This window comes from Streptomyces sp. NPDC079020, assembly GCF_044542225.1.
Taxonomy (GTDB): Bacteria; Actinomycetota; Actinomycetes; order Streptomycetales; family Streptomycetaceae; genus Streptomyces.
Genome location: NZ_JBITUB010000004.1, coordinates 115547 through 134361 on the forward strand (window position 1 = coordinate 115547; position 18815 = coordinate 134361).

The following is an 18815-nucleotide window of genomic DNA, read 5'->3' on the forward strand; positions in this document are numbered from 1 at the left end:
CGTGGGATCCGGTGCGGGGTCCGTGAGGTCGGGGGCGGGGTCCGTGGGATCCGCCGTACGCCCACAGGGCGTGGCACGTCACTTGCGGTTGTAGAGCCGCATCGTGACCGGGCCGAACACCGCCACGAACAGCGCGGACCAGCCGAGTGTCCAGGCGATCTCCGCCATGGGCCGGTTCCCGGCCATCAGCTCACGGACCGCCGAGGCCAGATGCGTGACCGGGCTGTTGTTCACGAAGGCCTGGAGCCAGCCCGGCATCGTCTTCGGGTCGACGAACACATTGCTCAGGAACGTCAGCGGGAAGATCACCATCATGCTGACGCCCATCACCGACTTCTCGGACTTCAGCAGCAGACCGAACATCGTCCAGATCCAGGAGAACGCGAACGAGAACACCAGCAGCAGGGCCACTCCCGCCACCATCCCGACCACTCCGCCGTCCGGCCGGAAGCCGATGATCATGCCGACGACCAGCATCACCAGCGAGGCCAGCACATAGCGCAGCACATCGCCCAGCAGATAGCCGACCATCGGCGCGGGCCGCCAGATCGGCAGCGTACGGAAGCGGTCGAAGACACCCTTGGCGATGTCGGTGTTGACCGAGACCCCGGTGTACATCGTGATCATCACGACGCTCATCACCAGGACGCCGGGCAGCAGGAACTGGATGTACTCCCCGGTCGAACCGGCCAGCGCCCCGCCGAAGAGGTACGTGTACATCAGGACCAGCATGATCGGGAACGCCGTCACGTCGAACAGCTGGTCCGGCACATGCTTGATCTTCAGCATGGCCCGCCACCCGAAGGTGACGGAGGCCGACAGCGCGCTCGGCCTCGGCGGCCGCTGCCGGCCCACCAGGAGGGACGCGAGCCGCTCCGCGTCCGGTGCGGCGAGCGCCGCGTCGTCGGGTTCCGTCCTGGCGGTCGTGGTACTCAAGCCGCCGCCCCCTTCTTGTCGGTGAGTGCGAGGAAGACCTCGTCGAGGCTGGGCTGGCCCAGCGAGAAGTTGTCGACGGTGATGCCGGACCTGGCCAGTTCCGCCAGCGCCCGTGCGGCCTGCGCCGCCGCGCCCTGCTCGGTGCCGTTCCCCGTGACCCGGGCGGTCAGCGCCAGGGGGTCCGGTTCCGGCTGGACCGTCGCGTCCAGGGCGGTCGCCAGCACCCGCTCGGCCTCGGGCCGCTGCGCGGGGTCGCGCAGCCGCAGATGGACGGTGCCGGAGCCGACCGAGGCCTTCAGCTCGCCCTTGGTCCCCTCCGCGATCACCCTGCCGTGGTCGATGACGGCGATCCGGGACGCCAGCTGGTCCGCCTCGTCCAGGTACTGGGTGGTGAGCAGGACCGTGGTGCCCTGGGCGACGACCGTGCGCACGATGTCCCACACCTGATTGCGGCTGCGCGGATCGAGACCGGTCGTCGGCTCGTCGAGGAAGAGCAGGTCCGGGGTGTTCAGGATGGAGGCGGCGATGTCGATACGGCGCCGCATGCCGCCCGAGTAGTTCTTCACCTGCTTGCCCGCCGCCGCGGTCAGCCCGAAGCCCTCCAGCAGCTGCTCCGCCCGGGTCCGGGCGGCCGGCTTGGCATGCCCGAGAAGGCGTGCGAGCAGCACCAGGTTCTCGCCGCCGGTGAGGTCCTCGTCGACCGAGGCGTACTGCCCGGTGAGACTGACCCTGCCGCGGACGGCGTCGGCGTCCTTCACGACGTCGTTGCCGAACACCCGGGCCTCGCCGCCGTCCGGCCGCAGCAGCGTCGCGAGCATCCGTACGGTGGTGGTCTTCCCGGCGCCGTTGGGTCCGAGGACTCCGTAGACCGTGCCGGTCGGGACAGCCAGGTCGACGCCGTCCACCGCGCGGTTCTCGCCGAAGGTCTTCACCAGCCCCGCGGTCTCGATGGCCAGTTCAGTGCTCATGTTCCGTTCCCTGTACGTCGATGGGCGGGGGTGCGCCGGGGACCGGTCCCGGCTGTCCACCCGGTACTGACCGGTGGACCCGTGCCGGTGGCTCCCGAACCCGTGGCGCGCGGAGGTGACCGGCGTGCGGGCCGCCTCCTCGCCCCAGGGGCGCCAGACGGCGGGGCGCGGTCGCCAGATCGAATCCGGCGGCCACGCCCGGTGGGGAGAACGGGACCGCGCCCTGGGCCCTGTCCGGTACGGAACGCTCAGTCCTCCCTGGTGTAGAAGACATAGAACGAGGCGCACAGCATCACGGCCCCGACCACCAGTCCCAGCCCGGTGGACCGCAGCACGCTCGTATCGGTGAGGCTGACCAGGAATCCGATCGCGCAGGCGGTCAGCCCGCCGTAGGCCGCGGCTCTCAGCTCGCGCGGCAGCGCGTGCTGGATCCGGCCCAGCACGAAACAGAGCACGGCCAGCGCCGCTCCGGAGACCAGCCCGAGGACGACCTGCCCGCCGGTGCTCGGGCCGCCGTCGCGTCGGATGAATGCCGCGTAGAAGCCGAAGATGACGCCCAGCGTGAGCGGCAGGGCCCAGGCGAGCGGACTGTGATGGCGTGCCCGTGCGCGAACCCGCGAGCCCCCACGGGTCGGCATGGCTGCGTGTGTGGCCATGGCGGACAGCTCCTTCCCTCTCCCCCGTCGCACGCCCCCGTCCATCCAGCGCACACCCGACCACGCCGCACGGCAACTCGAATGGCGTACGGCTCGCGGCGGGCGGCCCCTGCAGGGGATTTGCTGGGGGTGTGCGGACCTACCTCTCAGCGGCCCTGTCGGCAGTGCTGTTCCTCCTCCTCGCCGTCCTGGTGCCGCTGAGCGCGCTCTCCGCCTGGGTCGATCTGGAGATCGACGACACCGACCGGTACCTGGCCGCCGTCTCCCCGCTCGCCTCCGATCCCGCCGTGCGGAACACCGTGGCCGACCGGATCACCGACGAGGCGATGAAGCAGATCGACCTCGGACCGCTCCAGGACACCGTCCGGGATCTCCTTCACGGGACCGCGCTGTCGTTCACCACCACCGACGCGTTCCGGACGGCCTGGGACACGGCCAACCGCACCGCGCACGAGGCGGTGGCCTCGGCACTGGACGGTGAGACCGGGGAGGCCGTGACCATCGATCTGGCGCCCGTGATCGAGCAGGTCAAGCAGGAACTGGTACGTGACGGGGTCACGTTCGCGGCCCGGATTCCCGTCCGGCACACGGAGATCACGGTGCTCACGGCCGAACAGGCCGACAGCCTTCGCGGCTCGTTCCGCTGGCTGCGGTACTGCAGCGTGTGGCCGGCCGTGGGAACCCTGGTGCTCCTGGTGCTGATGGTGGGCATCGCGGCGGTGCGGGGCGGCCGGCGCGCCGCGCTGACGGCCGCGGCGGTCGTCGGGGCGGGGTTCGTGGCCGGAGCGGTCGTGCTGTGGGTGCTGGTCGCCGTCGGCCGGAACCGGGTGCTGGACGAGGTGCCGCACACCGACCGGGACGCGGCCGCGGCCGTCCTCGACGCCCTGACCGCGTCGCTGCGGACGACCGTGTGGGTGGTGCTGGCCGTGGGCGCCGTCCTGCTGGTGGGGGCGGTGGTGGTGCGGCTGCTGACCCGTCGCCGGGCGGCGCGGCCGGAACGGGCGGACCCCGGCGTTCCGCCGGGTTAGCGCAGCCGCCGTGCGGGCGGGCGTCGTACGGGCGGGCATCGTACGGGCGGGCGTCATACGGGTGGGGGGCCTTGTCCGAACCTGAGCCGCGCGCGGACCGCCGGGCCCCGTGCACGCGGGCGGACCCGACGTGCGGGCGGGCGTGGGCCGGGCGACAGTGGGACTCGTGAGTACCGGGCGCGACAGTACCGGGCGCGACGGAGAGGCCTTCCCCCATGCGAGCCATCGCGGTCAGCGCGTTCCGTACGGAGCCGCGCCCGGTCGAGGTCCCCAAGCCGGAGCCCGGACCCGGAGAGGTCCGGGTGCGGATCGAGTACGCCGCGCTCAACCCGCTCGACTGGCAGACCGCGGACGGCGCCCTGGAAGGCTCCGCCCCGCATGTCTTTCCCCTGGTCCTGGGCGTGGACTTCGCGGGCCGGGTGGACCTGATCGGCAGGGGCTGCAACCGGTTCCGGGTGGGGGACCCCGTCTTCGGCCGCGTGACGCGTCCGCCCGTGGGACAGGGGACGTACAGCGAGTACGTGTCGGTGCCGCAGAACTCCCCGATCGCCCTCGCCCCCCGTGACCTGCCGCTCCGGATCGCGGCGGCACTCCCGTCCGCCGGGATGAGCGCCGCGCAGATCCTCGCGTCCGCGCGGGCCGGCAGCGGCGGGACCCTGCTCGTCATCGGGGCGGCGGGCGGTGTCGGCAGCTATCTGACCCAGCTCGCCGCAGCCCGCGGGGTGCGGGTGATCGCGGTGGTGCGCGGCGACGAGGAACGGCGGATGGGCTCCCTCGGAGCGGCCGCCACCATCGATATCACCGCCGGGCCCGGGGCTCTGGAAGCGGGGCTGCGGGAGATGTCCCCGGACGGGGCCGACGCCCTCGTCGACCTGGTCTCCACCGACCCGGCCGCCTTCGCCGCGGCCTCCGCCCTCGTGCGCGAGGGCGGAGTCGCACTCACCACCCGCCCGGTCGCCGGACTGGCCGCGCCTCCCACCGGGGTGGAGTGCGTCGGCTTCCGGCTGGCCCCGGCCCCCGGCCTGCTCGACGTGCTGGCCGCCGGAGCCCTGTCGGGCACGCTGCACAGCCCCATCGACATCGAGCTCCCCCTGGAGAAAGCCCCGCAGGCCCTCGCCCGGAACCGCGCGGGCGGCGCCCGCGGCAAAACCGTCTTCGCCCTCTGACCCGTCACCGGCTCTCACCGCACCCACCGCACCCACCGCACCCACGAGACTCCAACGGAGGAACCCCCATGGCCGACCGCGACATCTTCGAGAACATCGACGGACTGGTCGCCGAGGAGCGGGCCCTGCGCGACCGGTCCACCGGGAATCCGGGCCTGTCGGCGGAGGAGAAGGCGCGCCTGCGTACGGTGGAGATCCAACTCGATCAGTGCTGGGACCTGTTGCGTCAGCGGCGCGCCCTCAGCGAATTCGGCGAGGACCCGTCCGTGGCGAGGGTCCGCCCCGCCGACGAGGTGGAGGGCTACCAGAGCTGACCGGAGACCTCGAAGAACAGCCAGGGGGTACGCAGTGGCCACGGCCGACGACGCCGCCGATACGGAAGCGGAAGCCGAACGGAAGCGCGCGGCCCCACCGCCCTGGCTGCTGAACGGGCTGCGCCCGCAGTCCGCGCCCATTCACCGGGCCGCGGTCCTGCGCGCCTCCATCGCCCTGGCCGCCCCGCTGGCCGTCGGCTTCGCCGCCGACCGGCCCGCGTACGGCGCACTCGTGTCGATGGGCGCCCTGTCCGGTGTCATCGGCGACACCGCCGACGCCTACCGCATGCGGATCCTCAACATCGCCGTGCCGCAACTGTTCGGGGCCCTCGGCATCATGCTGGGCACCTTCGTGTTCGGGACCGGCTGGGCGGCCGTCGCCGTACTGACCCTCGTCGGCCTGGTCTCCGGCATGATGTCGACGATCGGCGCCGTCGCCTCCGTCTCCGGCCTGCTGCTCCTGCTCAACGCGGTGGTCGGCGCCGGTCTGCCGATGCCGGACCCCTGGTGGGTGGCACCCCTGCTGCTGACCCTCGGCGGCCTGGTGGTGCTGGCCCTGACCCTGCTCTCCTGGCCGTTCCGCGGCAAGCTCCCCGAACGCGTCGCGGTCGCCGACACCTACCGGTCCATCGCCGATCTGCTGACGGCCGCCGCGACCCCGGAGTACGAACAGCAGCGCCAGGCGGTCACCCAGTCGCTCAACACCTCCTACGACCTGATCCTCGCCCGTCGTGCCCGCTACCACGGGCGCAGCGCCCCCATGGTGCGGCTCCTGTCCCAGCTCAACGTCGTCATCCCGCTCGTCGAGGCGGCACCCGCCGTGCATCTGCGCCGCCACCCGCTGCACGCCGAGATCCCGGCGGCGGTCCGCGAACTGGCGGACGACGTCGAGCGGAGCCGTACCGGCGAGCCCGAACTCCGGCTGCCCGAACCGGACTCCCCCGAGGCCCGTGCGGTGGACAGCGCGCTGCGGCACACGGCGACCGTCGTACACAAGGCCGACCCCGACCCGTACAACGTGGACGACCGGCTCGGACGGCCCGCCGCGCTCGGTGTACGGATCCGCCGGACGACCCGCAGTGTGCTCCTCTCCGCCACGTCCTGGCGGTACGGGCTCCGGCTGGCCCTCTGCATCGGTCTGGCGCAGGCGCTCACCTCGCTGGTCCCGGTGCCCCGCTCGTACTGGGTCGCGCTGACCGTCACGTTCGTCCTGAAGCCCGACTTCGGTTCGGTGTTCTCGCGTGCCGTGCTGCGCGCGGTGGGGACGGCGGCCGGGCTCGTCGTCGCCGCCCCGGTGCTGTCCGCGGTACCGATCGGGTGGTGGGACGTGCCCGTGATGGTGGTGCTCGCGGCGCTGATCCCGGCACTCACGGCGAAGGGGTACGCCTTCCAGACCGCGGCCATCACCCCGGTCATCCTGCTGCTGTCGGACCTGCTGAACCATCAGGGCGTGGGGCTGGTCTGGCCACGCTTCCTGGACAGTCTGATCGGCTGCGGAATCGTACTGATCGCGGGCTATCTGCTGTGGCCGGAGAGCTGGCACACCCGGATCGGCTCCCGGCTCGCCGACGCCGTGACGGACATCGCCGACTATGTGGCCTGCGGCTTCGACGGCCGGGGCACCGACCAGGCCGAACGGGTACGGGCCCGCCGCCGGCTCTACCGCGACCTGTCCTCCGTAAGGTCCGAATTCCAGCGGGCCCTGACGGAACCGCCCCCGGTCGGCACCCGGGCCGCCGCCTGGTGGCCGCTCGTCGTCGCCGTCGAACGGATCGTGGACGCGACGACGGCGGCCCGGGTCCGGGTGAACCACGGCGCCCCGGAGCCCTCGCCCGACGAGGTGTCGGGGATCGAGCGGCAGCTGCGGGAGCTGGCCGACGGCATCCGGAGCAGCGAGGTCCTGGTTGAGGTGCGGGCGGAGCTGCCGGGCGACGAGGACAGCGTCCTTGAGCCACTGCGCCAGGAGGTGGCGGCTGCCCGCGCCATCGCCTCGCCCCAACCCTGACCCGGTCCGGCCTCGCGGCGGCTCCCGCTCAGCCCCGTACGGGCTCGACCCCCCTCGGCCACAACCGTCCCGGTGGGGTGTTTCACGTGAAACACCCCACGGACCCGTACGAGCCCCAGAGAGCCCGTGGTAGCCCGTGCGGGTCAGTACAAGTCAGTGCCGCGGGCCGGGCGCCTGTTCCGGGGCGCGGCCCTGAAGGCGCTGCATCTCCCGCCGGTCGCGCTTGGTCGGCCGGCCGGCGCCCCTGTCCCGGACCGGTACCTCGATCGCCACTTCACGGGGCGGCGGGGGCGGGCTGTTGTCGACGAAGCACTCCGCCGCGACCGGCGGGCCGACCCTCTTCTTCACGATCTTCGACACGACGACGATCCGGTCCCGCCCCGCGTGCCGGAGCCGCACCTCGTCGCCGACGCCGACCGTCTGGGCGGGCTTGGCCCGTACCCCGCCGACCTTCACATGTCCTGCCCGGCAGGCGGCAGCGGCCTGCGAACGGGTCTTCGTCAGCCGGACCGACCAGATCCAGACGTCGACCCGGACGCTTCCCTCCGTCTGTGGTGCGTCACCGGAAACCATGGGTACGACTCTAATAAGACGGTGTCCTATGTGGTGAGTCGGACGAGTCGCTTGTGGCAGCACAATGCTGCGGCGAGTCCGAGAAAGGCCGGGTAGCCGGCGGGTTGGCGCCCGTAGCGGGGGCTGAGCCGGCGGTACCCGGTCAGCCACGACATCGCCCGCTCGATCACCCACCTGCGACGGCCGAGGCGTTCGCTGGACTCGATGCCATTGCGTGCGATGCGGACGCCGATGCGCTTGCCCCATAGCCATTTCCGCAGGTGGGGCACGTCGTACGCTTTGTCCGCGTGCAGTCGCTGGGGCTTGAAGTGCCGACCGCGGTGGGGGTCGTGTCGCGTTTGGTGACCGGCGACCATGGGCTTCAGGGCGAGGCTGTCGTGGACGTTCGCGGCGGAGACGCCGACGACCAGGGGCAGTCCGTTCGCGTCCGACAGGACGTGCATCCCGGAACCCGGCTCACCCCGGTCCACGAGGCTCGGACCTGTGTGTTCGCCCCCTTCTTAGCCCGCACGTGCGCGGAGCCCAGCACGACGCGCGAGACGTCGATGACGCCGGCGTCGTCGAGGCGGAACACCACCGCTTCATGGAGGCGGCCCCGGACACCGGCCCTCAACTGTTGGCGCCTGCAGGCTGTCGACCGCCACGCCGATACCGCGACGGTTTTGTGAAATCACCTGGACGGCGGCACGATTCCAGCTGTTGCGGATGCTCTTGTGGCGAAGGCCAGGAATGGTACTTCCTGTGAGTTACCGAATCGGCACACTCGGGCGAATGTCCATATAGTCAATTATATGTAACAAGGGTTTTTCGGTGCACTGATATGACGAATTCCCGGGAACCGTGACCTCCTTTCTCCGGCGCGTGAAAGTAAATGCGTACTATGCGGCGACAACGTGAAGGCTTCCCGGGCGATTCGGTAGGGCCCGGTATGTCACGGACCACGGACCCTCTCATAGAGAATGGCCTCTCGATGAAGCTGAAGATCCCCAAAATCGCTCGCCGCCGCGCTTTGTCCGGCTGGCTTTCCGCAGGTCTTGCCGCAACTGTTGCCGGCGTCATGGTCGCCGTGACGCCGACGCAGGCCCTGGCCATCGCAACCCCCGTGCCGCTGGGCACGGCCGCCCCGTTCTCCGTGCTGGCAGGTTCGGAGGTCACCAATACAGGGCCTTCGGTCATCAGCCAGGACCTCGGAGTGAGCCCGGGGACGGCCATCAGCGGCTTCCCGCCCGGAGAGGTGCTCGGTGCCGTGCACTCCGCGGACGCTGTGGCACTCCAGGCCAAGAGCGACTTGGTCGTGGCCTACAACAATGCGGCAGGCCAGGCCACGGACTTCGCGCTTCCGGCGGGAATCGGCAACGGTGACACGTTGCTTCCTGGAGTTCACACCGCTGTGTCGGGCGTAGGGCTCACCGGCGATCTGGTCCTGGACGCCGGGGGAAACCCCAACTCCGTCTGGGTGTTCCAGATCCCCGAAGCCCTGACCACGGCATCCTCCAGCCGCGTGCTCCTCACGAATGGCGCCTCTGCCTGCAATGTGTACTGGCAGATCGGTAGTTCGGCCACGCTGGGCACCAACTCCACCTTCGTCGGCACCATCATGGCTCTGACCTCGATCAGTGTGACCACGGGGACGAACATTCAGGGCCGGGCGCTGGCCCGTAACGGTGCCGTGACGCTCGACACCAACCGGATCTTCACGGGGACGTGCTCGACCACCACCACCGGTGGCACGACGACCGGTACCACCACCAGTGGCACGACGACCGGTACCACCACCAGTGGCACGACCACGGGCGTCCTCGGCGGTGTCCTCGGCGGCATCACGACCGGCGGCATCACGACCGGGGGCGGCCTGCTCGGCGGGCCGATCGCCGGCACGGTGACCGGCGGTACGTCCGGCAACATCTCGGGCAACACCTCCGGGAACGTCGCGGGCAACACGACCGGCGGCGATACCTCAGGGAACGTCACCGGTGGCAATGGTGGCGGGCCCGGTCATGGCGAAGGACCTGGCCATGGCGAAGGACCCGGCCACGGCGAAGGACCCGGCCACGGCGAAGGACCCGGCCACGGCGAAGGGCCCGGCCACGGCGAAGGGCCCGGTCATGGCGAAGGGCCCGGTCATGGCGAAGGACCCGGTCATGGCGAAGGACCTGGCCATGGGGACGAGGGCAAGCCCGGCGAGCACCACGGCTACGGGGACAAGCCCGAGGGCGAAGGCAGCCCCGAGGGCTACGCGGGCTAGGTGGCGGACCGCACCGAGCTTTCCCGCGGGATGACGGAAATGACGGAATGAAAGCCTGACGGCATGCGGCGGAATCCAGATTCTGCCGCATGCCGTCAGCGGTATTCCCAGCAATGGCGTGGATGTGAGAGCCGGCATGAGAAAGACAGGGTGGGCGGTGTCGGGCGGAATTCAAGCGGCGGACATGGAAGAGATTCAACGGTCAGATTTCAGCCCGCCCTGCGAAGGCGGCAACAGGGAGGCCGCGTCGCGCAGCCGCGCCAGGGGCGGGCGGTTGCTGCAAAAGGGTTTGTCCGTCGTCGTACTCATGTGTCTGGCGACGGCCTTGACCCATGTCGCCCTGGTCTTCCTCCATGTGGCTCCCGCGAACCCGATTTCGAAGCGGTACAGCCCTCAGGTAAATGCGTGGGTGTACCCCCTTTTCGAGCAGAATTGGCGCCTGTTCGCTCCGGACCCCGACTCCGCCAACCGGCGTGTTCTGGCAAGAACCTCACACACCGAGTCCGACGGATCGGTCCGGGTGAGTGACTGGTTCGACCTGGCTGCCGTGGATTCTTCGGCAGTTGAGCACAATGTGTTCCCGAGCCACACGACGCAGAACCTGTTGCGTCGTGCCTGGACCACCTATGTCGAACTGCACGGCGGAGGCGACGAGGCGCGATCGGAACGCGCCGTGATGATGCGGAAGTACCTGCGCAACATCGCCTCCGACCGCTTCGTGGAGCACCACGGCGGCCCGTTCGAGTTCATCCAGCTGCGCGTCATGACGCTGCCCATCGCCGCGCCCGGCACCGCAGCTGCCAACCGCCCGCCCGTCCCGGTCGAGAACCGGCTTCTGCCTTGGTGGAAGGTGACCCCCCATGGGAACTGAGCAGGTCTCCCCGATCCCATCCCCGACAGTGCCCGCGGACCAGCCGACGGGACAGAAGCCCATGGCCACCGGACCGGTCCAGTGGCTCTCCGAGCGGGCCGGCGCGTTCTGGTCCCTTGTGACTGATCGGCCGGTGTCCTTGTACGCGGCCGCGGTTCTGCGCATCGGTTACGGGCTGCTGTACCTCGTCTTCCTCCTGCGCGAGTTTCCGCACCGTGACGAGATCTGGGGCCCCGGCTCGCCCTGGACCCCCGGGTTGGCGGAACAGCTCTTCGACCAGTCGGGCTGGAACAGCATCCTGACTCTGTCCGGCGGCCGTACCTACTTCGAGCTCTGCTACGTGATGGCTCTCCTCACGTCCGCACTGTTCATGCTCGGCTGGCGGACCCGCGCCGTGTCCGTCCTCTTCGCCGTGGTGGTGGTCTCGTTCCACGCGAGAGCGATCTTCATGACGGACGGGGGAGACAACCTGATCCTGCTGATGGCCGTCTACCTCGTCTTCACCGCCTGCGGTCGACGCTGGTCCCTGGACGCCCGCAGAATCCGACGAGCCACCGCGCGATCGGCCAAAGCGCCGGGACCCGTGATTCGCAGCTACTGGCTGCAGCAACTGAGCGATACACGCGGCACCTTGACGACGGTCATGCACAATTGCGGCCTCTTCGTCATCGCGGCACAGGTCTGTCTCCTCTACGGGGCGGCCGGTCTCTACAAGGTCCAGGGAGCTTCCTGGGGCGGGGGTACCGCTCTCCACTATGTTCTGAACCTCGAACTCTTCCAGCCCTGGCCGGCGCTCTCGCATGTCGTGGACCAGTACGTGACCCTGATCGCGATCGCCAGCTACGTCACGGTGCTGCTGCAGGTCGCCTTCCCGTTCGTGCTCTTCGGCAGGCTGAAGTATCCGGTTCTCGCAATGCTGTTGGGCATGCACATCGGCATCGCGGTGCTCATGGGGCTTCCCCTCTTTTCCGGTGCCATGATCGTTGCCGACGCGGCGTTCCTTCCCGACCGCTTCTACCTTCTTCTGGCTCGTTCGGGCCGACGAGCGGCCGGGCGAATGGGTCTGCGACGGCCGACTCCCCCGGGAGAGGCCGGTTCGCGATCCGTACCTCCGCAGCTCAGGGGCGGATCAACCGGCATCGGGGAGTCGGCAACTCCGGGAAGAGCGCGGCCGGATGATGCGTGCAGGGATCGGCTGGCGCCGGACCCGCGCTGACCGTCCTGGTTACTGCCGGTGCCGTACGACACCACAGGGACGGCGGTCGACCTCGTTGAACTGGGACAGCTTCCCGGCGCAGAGGGGTTCACTCAGGCAGGATGGGCCCATGCCGAATCGATCTGTCCTGGTCTACGACGGTGACTGTGCCTTCTGTACGACCTCGGTGAACTGCCTCGTGCGGTGGTTGCGGCCGAACTGCGCTGTCACAGCCTGGCAGTTCGCGGACCTGGGCGCTCTAGGTGTCACCCAGCAGCGAGCCGAACACGAACTGCTGTACATCTCACCGGCCGGCACGGTGTACGGCGGTGCGCAGGCCGTCGCCAAGCTTCTGTTGAGTGCTGGCGGTGTCTGGGCCTGGCCGGGCGGCCTGCTCACCCTGCCCCCGGTACGCTGGATCGCCCACGGTGCCTACCGGCTCATCGCCACCAACCGTGACCGTCTGCCCGGCGGCTCGCCGGCCTGCGCGCTGCCGGCGGGCCGCAGGCCCGCCGGCTAAGACGGTGTCCTATGTGGTGAGTCGGACGAGTCGCTTGTGGCAGCACAGGGCTGCGGCGAGTCCGAGAAAGGCCGGGTAGTCGGCGGGTTGGCGCTCGTAGCGGGGGCTGAGCCGGCGGTAGCCGGTCAGCCATGACATCGTCCGCTCGATCACCCACCTGCGACGGCCGAGGCGTTCGCTGGACTCGATGCCATTGCGTGCGATGCGGACGCCGATGCGCTTGCCCCATAGCCATTTCCGCAGGTGGGGCACGTCGTACGCTTTGTCCGCGTGCAGTCGCTCGGGCTTGAAGTGCCGACCGCGGTGGGGGTCGTGTCGCGTTTGGTGACCGGTCGGGGACGCGCGTCAGGCCCGCACCGGGTCGGTACGGGCCTGACGCGCGTGACCGGCTCCCCTGCCGGAAGCGCGTCCGGTCTCAGACGCCGATGTCGCGGCCGTCCTTGCGCCAGACGGCGACGACCGACGGGCGGACGATCTTCCCGGGACCGTCGGGCCAGCTGCTCGCCGGCTTCTCGACGGACGCGCCGTCGATCTCGCCCGGGTGCTGCACGGCGACCAGGACCCGGCGGTCCTGGATGAGCGGGCCACAGGTCTCGGCGCCGGTCGGCACGGTCAGGAACTGCTTCAGCTCCCCGCGCCGGTCACCCTGTGTGGCAACCCCGAACAGCCCGTCGTGCGAGCCCAGTTGGTTGCCGTCCGTGGAGATCCACAGGTTGCCGTGGTCGTCGAAGGCCACGTTGTCCGGGCAGGAGATCGGGCTGACCTTCTCCTTGGGGAAGCCGGCGAAATACGTCGCCGGGTCGTTCGGGTCGCCCGCGACGAGGAAGAGCCGCCAGGCGAAGCCGTCACCCGCCGGGTCGTCCCAGTTCTCGGCGAGCTCCAGGATCTGGCCGTGCTTGTTGGCGTTGCGCGGGTTCGCCTCGTCCGCCCCGGCCTTGCCCGCCTTGCCGCGGTCGGAGTTGTTGGTGAGCGCGATGTACACGCGGCCGGTACGCGGCGAGGGCTCGACGTCCTCGGGGCGGTCCATCTTCGTGGCACCGACCTTGTCACCGGCCAGGCGCGTGTAGACGTACACCTCCTCGGCGGTCATGCCGGGCACATGCGAGGTGTTGCCCGTGGCCAGCGGAATCCAGACGCCGCTGCCGTCGAACTCGCCGTCCTTGGGCAGCTTTCCGGTGCCGTCGAACTCCTCGACCGGGGAGTCGCCGGACAGCTTCGCGACGTACAGCGTGCCCTCGTCCAGCAGCGTGAGGTTGTGCTCGCGGGCCGCCCGCGAGTTCCCCTTCTTCATCCGCTTGCTGGAGACGAACTTGTAGAAGTAGTCGAACTTCTCGTCGTCGCCCATGTACACGACCGGACGCCCGTCGGAGGTCAGCCGGGGCTGGGCGGCCTCGTGCTTGAACCGGCCCAGCGCGGTCCGCTTGCGCGGAGTGGAGTCCGGGTCGTACGGGTCCAGTTCGACGACCCAGCCGAAGCGGTTGGCCTCGTTGGGCTCCTCGGCCAGGTCGAAGCGCTTGTCGAACCGCTCCCACTTGCGCTCCGTGGCACCCGCCCCGATGCCGTACCGCTTGTGCATGTCGGTGGAACCGTTGGCGAAGTACTGGTTGAAGTTCTCCTCGCCGTGCAGGGTCGTGCCCCACGGCGTGGTGCCACCCGCGCAGTTGTTGAGCGTGCCGAACACCTTGCGGCCGGTGCGGTCGGCGGATGTACGCAGCAGGGCGCTGCCGGCGGCCGGGCCGGTGACCCGGAATTCGCTGGTCGCGGTGAGCCGGCGGTTGAGCGGGTGCCGGTTGACCGGGCCGAGCTTGCCGGTGCGGTGCTCCTCCTGGACGACGACCACGGAGAGTCCGTGCGCCGCCCAGGCGATCTCGACCTGCTCGCGGGTCGGGTTGGCCGGATCGTATCCACGGAACATCAGGATCTCGTCCGTGTACTCGTGGTTGGCGACCAGGACCTGACGGCCGCGCTCACCGCGGAGCGGGAGCAGGGAGAGGAAGTCGTTGTTGTAACCGAACTGGCCCGCCTGCGCCTTCGCGGACTGCTTGTCCGGATTGAAGGCGGGCGCCCCGCGCAGGATCGGCTCGCCCCAGCGGATCACCACGTTCTGGCCGTACCCGTCCGGGACGGTGACCTTGTCGTTCTTGTTGGGCGCCACGGGCGTGAAGCGCAGACCGCGGGCACCGAAGGGAGTGGGCCGGTGCGGGTGTCCGGGCCTGTGACCATGGCCGGCGAGCGCCGCGGCCTCGGCCTGCGGGGCGTTCGGGCCGGTCAGCGCGGCGGTCCCGGCGGCGGTGGCGACGGTCACCACGGCGGCGGCACGCATCATCGAGCGACGCGACAGGGCGCCGGCGATGACATCGCCCGCGTACTCGTTGTCGCTGGTGTTCGGTATCTCCTTGAAGCAGGCGTCACCGCAGCGGAAGCGGCAGGTCAGCGCAGAGCGCCCGCCCGGGTGCGAGCTGATGAGCGGCAGCAGATTGCGCACGTGGTTTCCCTCCATCTATGTGTCTTGCGTGACGGTAGGTGCGCATCCACGCGGTACGACGGACTCCCGGTGAACGGACGGTGAAGTCCGGGACACCGCTGCTCTCTTGGTGATCCGCCGGGGCGGCGGCGGGGTCCGGCCGGAAAACGATCGCGGCTCAACCGTGCCGGGGGCGGGCCGTACCGCCGAACGGCCGGATCCGGCCGCTAACCTTACGTATCCGTCCTGGCCAGGGATCATTTGCCGCAGGTCGGACATTTATCGCACCCAACTCATGCGAAAGGCCTCGCCCATGGGCATTCGGAGCTTGCTGCGCAAGGTGTTCGGCCGCACGGAGCAGGACGAGCCGACCACGGCCGTCGTCCCGCCCCAGGCCGAGCGCACCCCGCCCACGGAATCGGAGCCGGAGACCACTTCGGCGGCCGCACCCGTGCCGGAAGCGAAGGCCTCGGTTCCTGCCCCGGCCTCGCCTTCCTCCACTTCCACCCTTACGTCGGTCTCTTCAGCCGCCGCCGGTTCGGGCTCGGGCTCCAGCTCCGGTTCGGGTTCCGGTTCCGGTTCCGCCGAGAGCGGGCTGGCCTCCGATCTGGTCGCGGCGGCCTTCGACAAGGCGGTCATCCCGACGGTCCCGGCCCAGGGTTCGTCCCCGGAGCCGACGAAGCCGAGGCCCGAGCCCGTCGAGGCGCCCGAGCCCGTCGAGGCGCCCGAGCCCGTCGAAACGCCCGAGCCCGTCGAAACGCCCAAGGCCGTCGAAACGCCCAAGGCCGTCGAGACCCCGGACGCGGAGCCGGAGACCGCGCCGGAGCCGATCACGATCGACCTGGAGCCGGAACCGCAGGCCGAGGCCAAGCCCGCACCGGCCGCCGAGGCTGCCCCGGAAGAGGCAGTGGCCGAGGCAGAGACGGCAACAAAGGCAGCGGCCGAGGCAGAGGCGGAGCCCACGCCGACGGTCACCGCCGAGGCGGAGCCCACGCCGACGGTCACCGCCGAAGTCGCAGCCGAAGCAGAAGCTGAAGCCGCGAGCGACACCGAGACGGAGCCCGCACCGGCTCCCCATGCGGCCGCCGAGCCCGTCGAGGCACCCGAAGCCGTCAAGGCACCCGAGCCCATCGAGGCCGTGGAAGCCGTCGAGTCCGCTGAAGCCGTCGAGACCCCGGACGTCCCCGAGGCCCCCCAGCCCGCCGAAGCAACGGCCGCACCGGAAGCACCCACCGCACCGGCCCCCGCCGACACCGCTGCCCCCGCATCCACCCCCGGCAAGCCCGCGATCACCCTGGCCCGGGTCAAGTCGCGCGCCCCCCAGCTCGCCGCCCCGTACAAGGCGGCGCAGGCCGGGCTCAAGGCGCACGGGCTGACGGGGCTCCGTGCCACCGTCTACCTGGTACTGGACCGCTCGGGCTCCATGCGGCCGTTCTACAAGGACGGCAGCGCCCAGCACCTGGGCGACCGTGCCATGGCCCTCGCCGCGCACCTCGACGAGAGCGCCACCGTGCCCGTCGTCTTCTTCTCGACCGACATCGACGGCACCGGGACGATCGACCTCGCCGCCCACGAGGGCCGGGTCGACGAGCTGCACGCGGGTCTCGGCCGCCTGGGCCGTACCCACTACCACCGGGCCGTCGAGGAGGTCGTCGCGCACTACGAGAAGTCGGCGGCCACCGGCCCCGCACTGGTGATCTTCCAGACGGACGGCCCGCCGGACGCCAAGCAGGCCGCCAAGCAGGCGCTGGCCGAGGCCGCGCGGCTGCCGCTGTTCTTCCAGTTCGTCGCGTTCGGCGAGCAGGACGCGAAGGGCTTCGACTTCCTCCGGAAGCTGGACGCCGACAACGCCGGCTTCTTCCACGCGGGCCCGGCCCCGCGCGAGGTGACCGACGCCGAGCTCTACCGGGAGATCCTGGCCGGACTGCCCGCCTGGATCGCGGCCCGCGAGACCGTGACCGGAGGCTGATCCACCGGTAGCCGTACGGTCACGGCGAGGCCGCCCTCCGGGCCCGGAACCGCCGTGACCGTACCGCCATGGGCCTCAGCGATAGAACGCACGATCGACAGACCGAGCCCGGACCCCGGACCCATCCGGTCCCGGCCCTCGCCCCGCCGGAACGGCTCGAAGAAGCCCGGGATGTCCGCCTCGGCCACCATCGGGCCGGTGTTGCGCACCGCCAGGCGTCCCTCCGCCGTCAGCGACACCTCCACATGCCCGCCGGGCACGTTGTACGTCACGGCGTTGGCCAGCAGGTTGGTCACCAACTGGGCGAGCAGCAGCCGGTTGCCCCGTACGGTGCAGGGCCCGCTCACCACGGTCCGCACGTCGATCACGTCCGCCTCCGGCCCGCCCCGGGCCCGGCGCGCCGCACGCAGCCGGGAGTGCTGCCGGGCGACCTCCTCCTCCACCACCCGGGCGAAGCCGACCGCCTCGCGCTCGCCCGACGCCAGCCCGCGTTCGCTGCGGGCCAGCACCAGCAGCCCTTCGATGAGCCGCTCGCTGCGCCGGTTGGCGTCCAGGAGCATCTGCCGGGTCCGGACGAGATCCTCCGGGGTCGGGTCGTCCAGCCCCACCTGGATCGCCGCCCGCTGGGTCGCCAGCGGGGTCCGCAGCTCGTGCGAGGCATTGGCGATGAACCGCCGCTGGCTGTCGAACGCCCTCTCCAGCCGTGCCAGCAGCGCGTCGAGCGTCTCGCCCAGCTCCTTCAGTTCGTCGTCGGGGCCGCTGGACGCTATGCGCTGGTGCAGGGTGTGCTCGGAGAGCCGGCGGGCCTTCGCGGTCATCGCGTGGACGGGCCGCAGCACCCGCCCGGCGGTCCACCAGCCCACTCCGACCGCGCACGCCGTCATCACGAGCAGCGCGGCGACCGACCAGTACATGAGCTGCTGCCCGGCGGCGTCGCTGACATGGTCGGTGAGGTCGTAGACGGTGAGCGGTCCGAGCTGTCTTCGGGTGATGAGGGGCCCGTTCACCGCGTAGCCCGGCTGCACGACCGCCGCCGAGGAGGCGATGGCCCGCGCCTGGGAGTCCGTACCGGCGCGGGAGGCCAGGTTGACGGTGACGAGCAGCGCCGTCCCGAGGACGAGGAACACCCCGCCGTACACGAGGGCGATGCGGGTCCGGATCGTGGAGCGCGGCATCCTCGCCGCGCCGGGCACCCGCGCGAACCGGGGCCGCCGCTTCACAGGGCGTACCCGACGCCCTGCACCGTACGGATCAGCGCGGGCTCACCGAGCTTGCCGCGCAGCTTGCTCATGCAGACGCGGACGGCCCCGGTGAACGGGTCGGCGTTGGCGTCCCAGGCGCGCTCCAGCAGCTCCTCCGCGCTGACGGTCCCGCCGTCGGCCTCCAGGAGCAGCTGGAGCACCGTGAACTCCTTCGGTGAGAGATCCAGGTCCCGGCCGTCCCGGGACGCGGCCCGCCGTACGGTGTCGAGCCGGATTCCGTACCGCTCCAGCTGCGGCGGTACGGGCCTGGCGCTGCGCCGCCGCAGCGCGCGCACCCGTGAGACCAGCTCGGGGAACTCGAAGGGCTTGGCCACGTAGTCGTCGGCGCCGAGGTCGAGCCCGGCGACGCGGTCCTCCATGGTCCCGGAGGCGGTGAGCATCAGGATCCTGGTCCGGGAGCCGGAGGCGACCAGTCTGCGGGCCACGTCGTCGCCGTGCACACGGGGCAGATCGCGGTCCAGGACGACGACGTCGTAGTCGTGGAGCCCGAGATAGGCGAGTGCCGCGTCACCGCTGTACACCGTGTCGACCGCGAACCCGGCCCGGCGCAGCCCGGTCGCGACCAGTTCCGCCAGGATCTCCTCGTCCTCGGCGACAAGTACCCGCATCGTGATGTCCCCTGCCTCGTGCATGCGTGTCCACT

At 70.6% G+C, this 18815-nt stretch carries 16 protein-coding genes and 2 pseudogenes; 9 read left to right on the top strand and 9 right to left on the bottom strand.

From position 1 onward, the window contains the following. Window positions 1–78: 78 nt before the first annotated feature. The 3 genes from ACIGJO_RS10070 to ACIGJO_RS10080 all read right to left on the bottom strand — a co-directional run bounded on the left by ACIGJO_RS10070 (window position 79) and on the right by ACIGJO_RS10080 (window position 2560). Window positions 79–936 carry an ABC transporter permease gene (locus ACIGJO_RS10070; RefSeq protein ID WP_399954858.1) on the bottom strand — a complete coding sequence of 286 codons (858 nt, stop codon included), beginning with the start codon at window positions 934–936 and terminating at the stop codon, window positions 79–81. Further along, window positions 933–1904, bottom strand: a complete 972-nt coding sequence (locus ACIGJO_RS10075) for an ATP-binding cassette domain-containing protein (RefSeq protein WP_399954861.1) — start codon at window positions 1902–1904, stop codon at window positions 933–935. Before ACIGJO_RS10075 ends, ACIGJO_RS10070 begins: the two co-directional genes overlap by 4 nt. Before the next feature lie 248 nt (window positions 1905–2152). Then, window positions 2153–2560 carry a hypothetical protein gene (locus ACIGJO_RS10080; protein WP_399954865.1) on the bottom strand — a complete coding sequence of 136 codons (408 nt, stop codon included), beginning with the start codon at window positions 2558–2560 and terminating at the stop codon, window positions 2153–2155. Between the two features lie 131 nt (window positions 2561–2691). Between ACIGJO_RS10080 and ACIGJO_RS10085 the strand changes: the two genes are divergently transcribed. From ACIGJO_RS10085 to ACIGJO_RS10100, 4 genes are all read left to right on the top strand, one after another. Continuing rightward, a complete protein-coding gene (locus tag ACIGJO_RS10085; RefSeq protein WP_399954868.1) occupies window positions 2692–3588 on the top strand; it encodes a hypothetical protein in 897 nt (298 codons plus the stop codon). A 215-nt stretch (window positions 3589–3803) separates the two neighbouring features. Further along, entirely contained in the window at window positions 3804–4754 is a 951-nt protein-coding gene (locus ACIGJO_RS10090; RefSeq protein WP_399954871.1) for an NADP-dependent oxidoreductase, read from the top strand. 68 nt (window positions 4755–4822) lie between these two features. Then, on the top strand, window positions 4823–5068 hold the full coding sequence (locus ACIGJO_RS10095; protein ID WP_266922280.1) for a DUF2630 family protein: 246 nt from the start codon (window positions 4823–4825) through the stop codon (window positions 5066–5068). A 34-nt stretch (window positions 5069–5102) separates the two neighbouring features. Beyond that, window positions 5103–7073, top strand: a complete 1971-nt coding sequence (locus ACIGJO_RS10100; protein ID WP_399954875.1) for an FUSC family protein — start codon at window positions 5103–5105, stop codon at window positions 7071–7073. A gap of 153 nt (window positions 7074–7226) precedes the next feature. Here the strand turns inward: ACIGJO_RS10100 and ACIGJO_RS10105 are convergent, their stop codons facing one another. Beyond that, window positions 7227–7646: an RNA-binding S4 domain-containing protein gene (locus ACIGJO_RS10105; RefSeq protein WP_399954878.1), complete on the bottom strand. Its 420-nt coding sequence runs from the start codon at window positions 7644–7646 to the stop codon at window positions 7227–7229. 26 nt (window positions 7647–7672) lie between these two features. Beyond that, window positions 7673–8286, bottom strand: a pseudogene (locus ACIGJO_RS10110) (IS5 family transposase); the annotation flags it as partial. Window positions 8287–8616: 330 nt separating this feature from the next. Here ACIGJO_RS10110 and ACIGJO_RS10115 point away from each other — a divergent pair. The 4 genes from ACIGJO_RS10115 (at window position 8617) to ACIGJO_RS10130 (ending at window position 12477) form a co-directional block, all read left to right on the top strand. Then, window positions 8617–9891: an ice-binding family protein gene (locus ACIGJO_RS10115; RefSeq protein ID WP_399954881.1), complete on the top strand. Its 1275-nt coding sequence runs from the start codon at window positions 8617–8619 to the stop codon at window positions 9889–9891. Window positions 9892–10027: 136 nt separating this feature from the next. Continuing rightward, a complete protein-coding gene (locus ACIGJO_RS10120; RefSeq protein ID WP_399954884.1) occupies window positions 10028–10762 on the top strand; it encodes a DUF5819 family protein in 735 nt (244 codons plus the stop codon). A gap of 61 nt (window positions 10763–10823) precedes the next feature. Continuing rightward, on the top strand, window positions 10824–11978 hold the full coding sequence (locus ACIGJO_RS10125) for an HTTM domain-containing protein (RefSeq protein WP_399954887.1): 1155 nt from the start codon (window positions 10824–10826) through the stop codon (window positions 11976–11978). Window positions 11979–12087: 109 nt separating this feature from the next. Then, window positions 12088–12477 carry a thiol-disulfide oxidoreductase DCC family protein gene (locus ACIGJO_RS10130; RefSeq protein WP_399954890.1) on the top strand — a complete coding sequence of 130 codons (390 nt, stop codon included), beginning with the start codon at window positions 12088–12090 and terminating at the stop codon, window positions 12475–12477. 9 nt (window positions 12478–12486) lie between these two features. Here the strand turns inward: ACIGJO_RS10130 and ACIGJO_RS10135 are convergent. Both ACIGJO_RS10135 and ACIGJO_RS10140 read right to left on the bottom strand, forming a co-directional pair. Beyond that, window positions 12487–12807: pseudogene (locus ACIGJO_RS10135) on the bottom strand (transposase); the annotation flags it as partial. Window positions 12808–12892: 85 nt separating this feature from the next. After that, entirely contained in the window at window positions 12893–14962 is a 2070-nt protein-coding gene (locus ACIGJO_RS10140) for a PhoX family protein (RefSeq protein WP_399955661.1), read from the bottom strand. Window positions 14963–15254: 292 nt separating this feature from the next. On the opposite strand from ACIGJO_RS10140, the gene ACIGJO_RS10145 reads away from it, so the two are divergent. Then, window positions 15255–16910 (top strand): VWA domain-containing protein, encoded by a 1656-nt coding sequence (locus ACIGJO_RS10145; protein WP_399954893.1) that lies wholly within the window; start codon window positions 15255–15257, stop codon window positions 16908–16910. Here ACIGJO_RS10145 and ACIGJO_RS10150 read toward each other — a convergent pair. Both ACIGJO_RS10150 and ACIGJO_RS10155 read right to left on the bottom strand, forming a co-directional pair. Continuing rightward, window positions 16844–18085 carry a sensor histidine kinase gene (locus ACIGJO_RS10150; protein WP_399955664.1) on the bottom strand — a complete coding sequence of 414 codons (1242 nt, stop codon included), beginning with the start codon at window positions 18083–18085 and terminating at the stop codon, window positions 16844–16846. The genes ACIGJO_RS10145 and ACIGJO_RS10150 overlap by 67 nt on opposite strands. Before the next feature lie 41 nt (window positions 18086–18126). Further along, window positions 18127–18780: a response regulator transcription factor gene (locus ACIGJO_RS10155; protein ID WP_329944939.1), complete on the bottom strand. Its 654-nt coding sequence runs from the start codon at window positions 18778–18780 to the stop codon at window positions 18127–18129. Window positions 18781–18815 lie beyond the last annotated feature (35 nt).

Excerpts from the sequence above, each read along its gene's own strand:
- ACIGJO_RS10080 (WP_399954865.1), bottom strand. The coding sequence starts at position 2,560 with ATGGCCACACACGCAGCCATGCCGACCCGTGGGGGCTCGCGGGTTCGC.
- ACIGJO_RS10145 (WP_399954893.1), top strand. The coding sequence starts at position 15,255 with ATGGGCATTCGGAGCTTGCTGCGCAAGGTGTTCGGCCGCACGGAGCAG.
- ACIGJO_RS10125 (WP_399954887.1), top strand. The coding sequence starts at position 10,824 with ATGGCCACCGGACCGGTCCAGTGGCTCTCCGAGCGGGCCGGCGCGTTC.
- ACIGJO_RS10120 (WP_399954884.1), top strand. The coding sequence starts at position 10,028 with ATGAGAAAGACAGGGTGGGCGGTGTCGGGCGGAATTCAAGCGGCGGAC.
- ACIGJO_RS10155 (WP_329944939.1), bottom strand. The coding sequence starts at position 18,780 with ATGCGGGTACTTGTCGCCGAGGACGAGGAGATCCTGGCGGAACTGGTC.
- ACIGJO_RS10150 (WP_399955664.1), bottom strand. The coding sequence starts at position 18,085 with ATGCCGCGCTCCACGATCCGGACCCGCATCGCCCTCGTGTACGGCGGG.
- ACIGJO_RS10075 (WP_399954861.1), bottom strand. The coding sequence starts at position 1,904 with ATGAGCACTGAACTGGCCATCGAGACCGCGGGGCTGGTGAAGACCTTC.
- ACIGJO_RS10105 (WP_399954878.1), bottom strand. The coding sequence starts at position 7,646 with ATGGTTTCCGGTGACGCACCACAGACGGAGGGAAGCGTCCGGGTCGAC.
- ACIGJO_RS10130 (WP_399954890.1), top strand. The coding sequence starts at position 12,088 with ATGCCGAATCGATCTGTCCTGGTCTACGACGGTGACTGTGCCTTCTGT.
- ACIGJO_RS10095 (WP_266922280.1), top strand. The coding sequence starts at position 4,823 with ATGGCCGACCGCGACATCTTCGAGAACATCGACGGACTGGTCGCCGAG.
- ACIGJO_RS10115 (WP_399954881.1), top strand. The coding sequence starts at position 8,617 with ATGAAGCTGAAGATCCCCAAAATCGCTCGCCGCCGCGCTTTGTCCGGC.
- ACIGJO_RS10090 (WP_399954871.1), top strand. The coding sequence starts at position 3,804 with ATGCGAGCCATCGCGGTCAGCGCGTTCCGTACGGAGCCGCGCCCGGTC.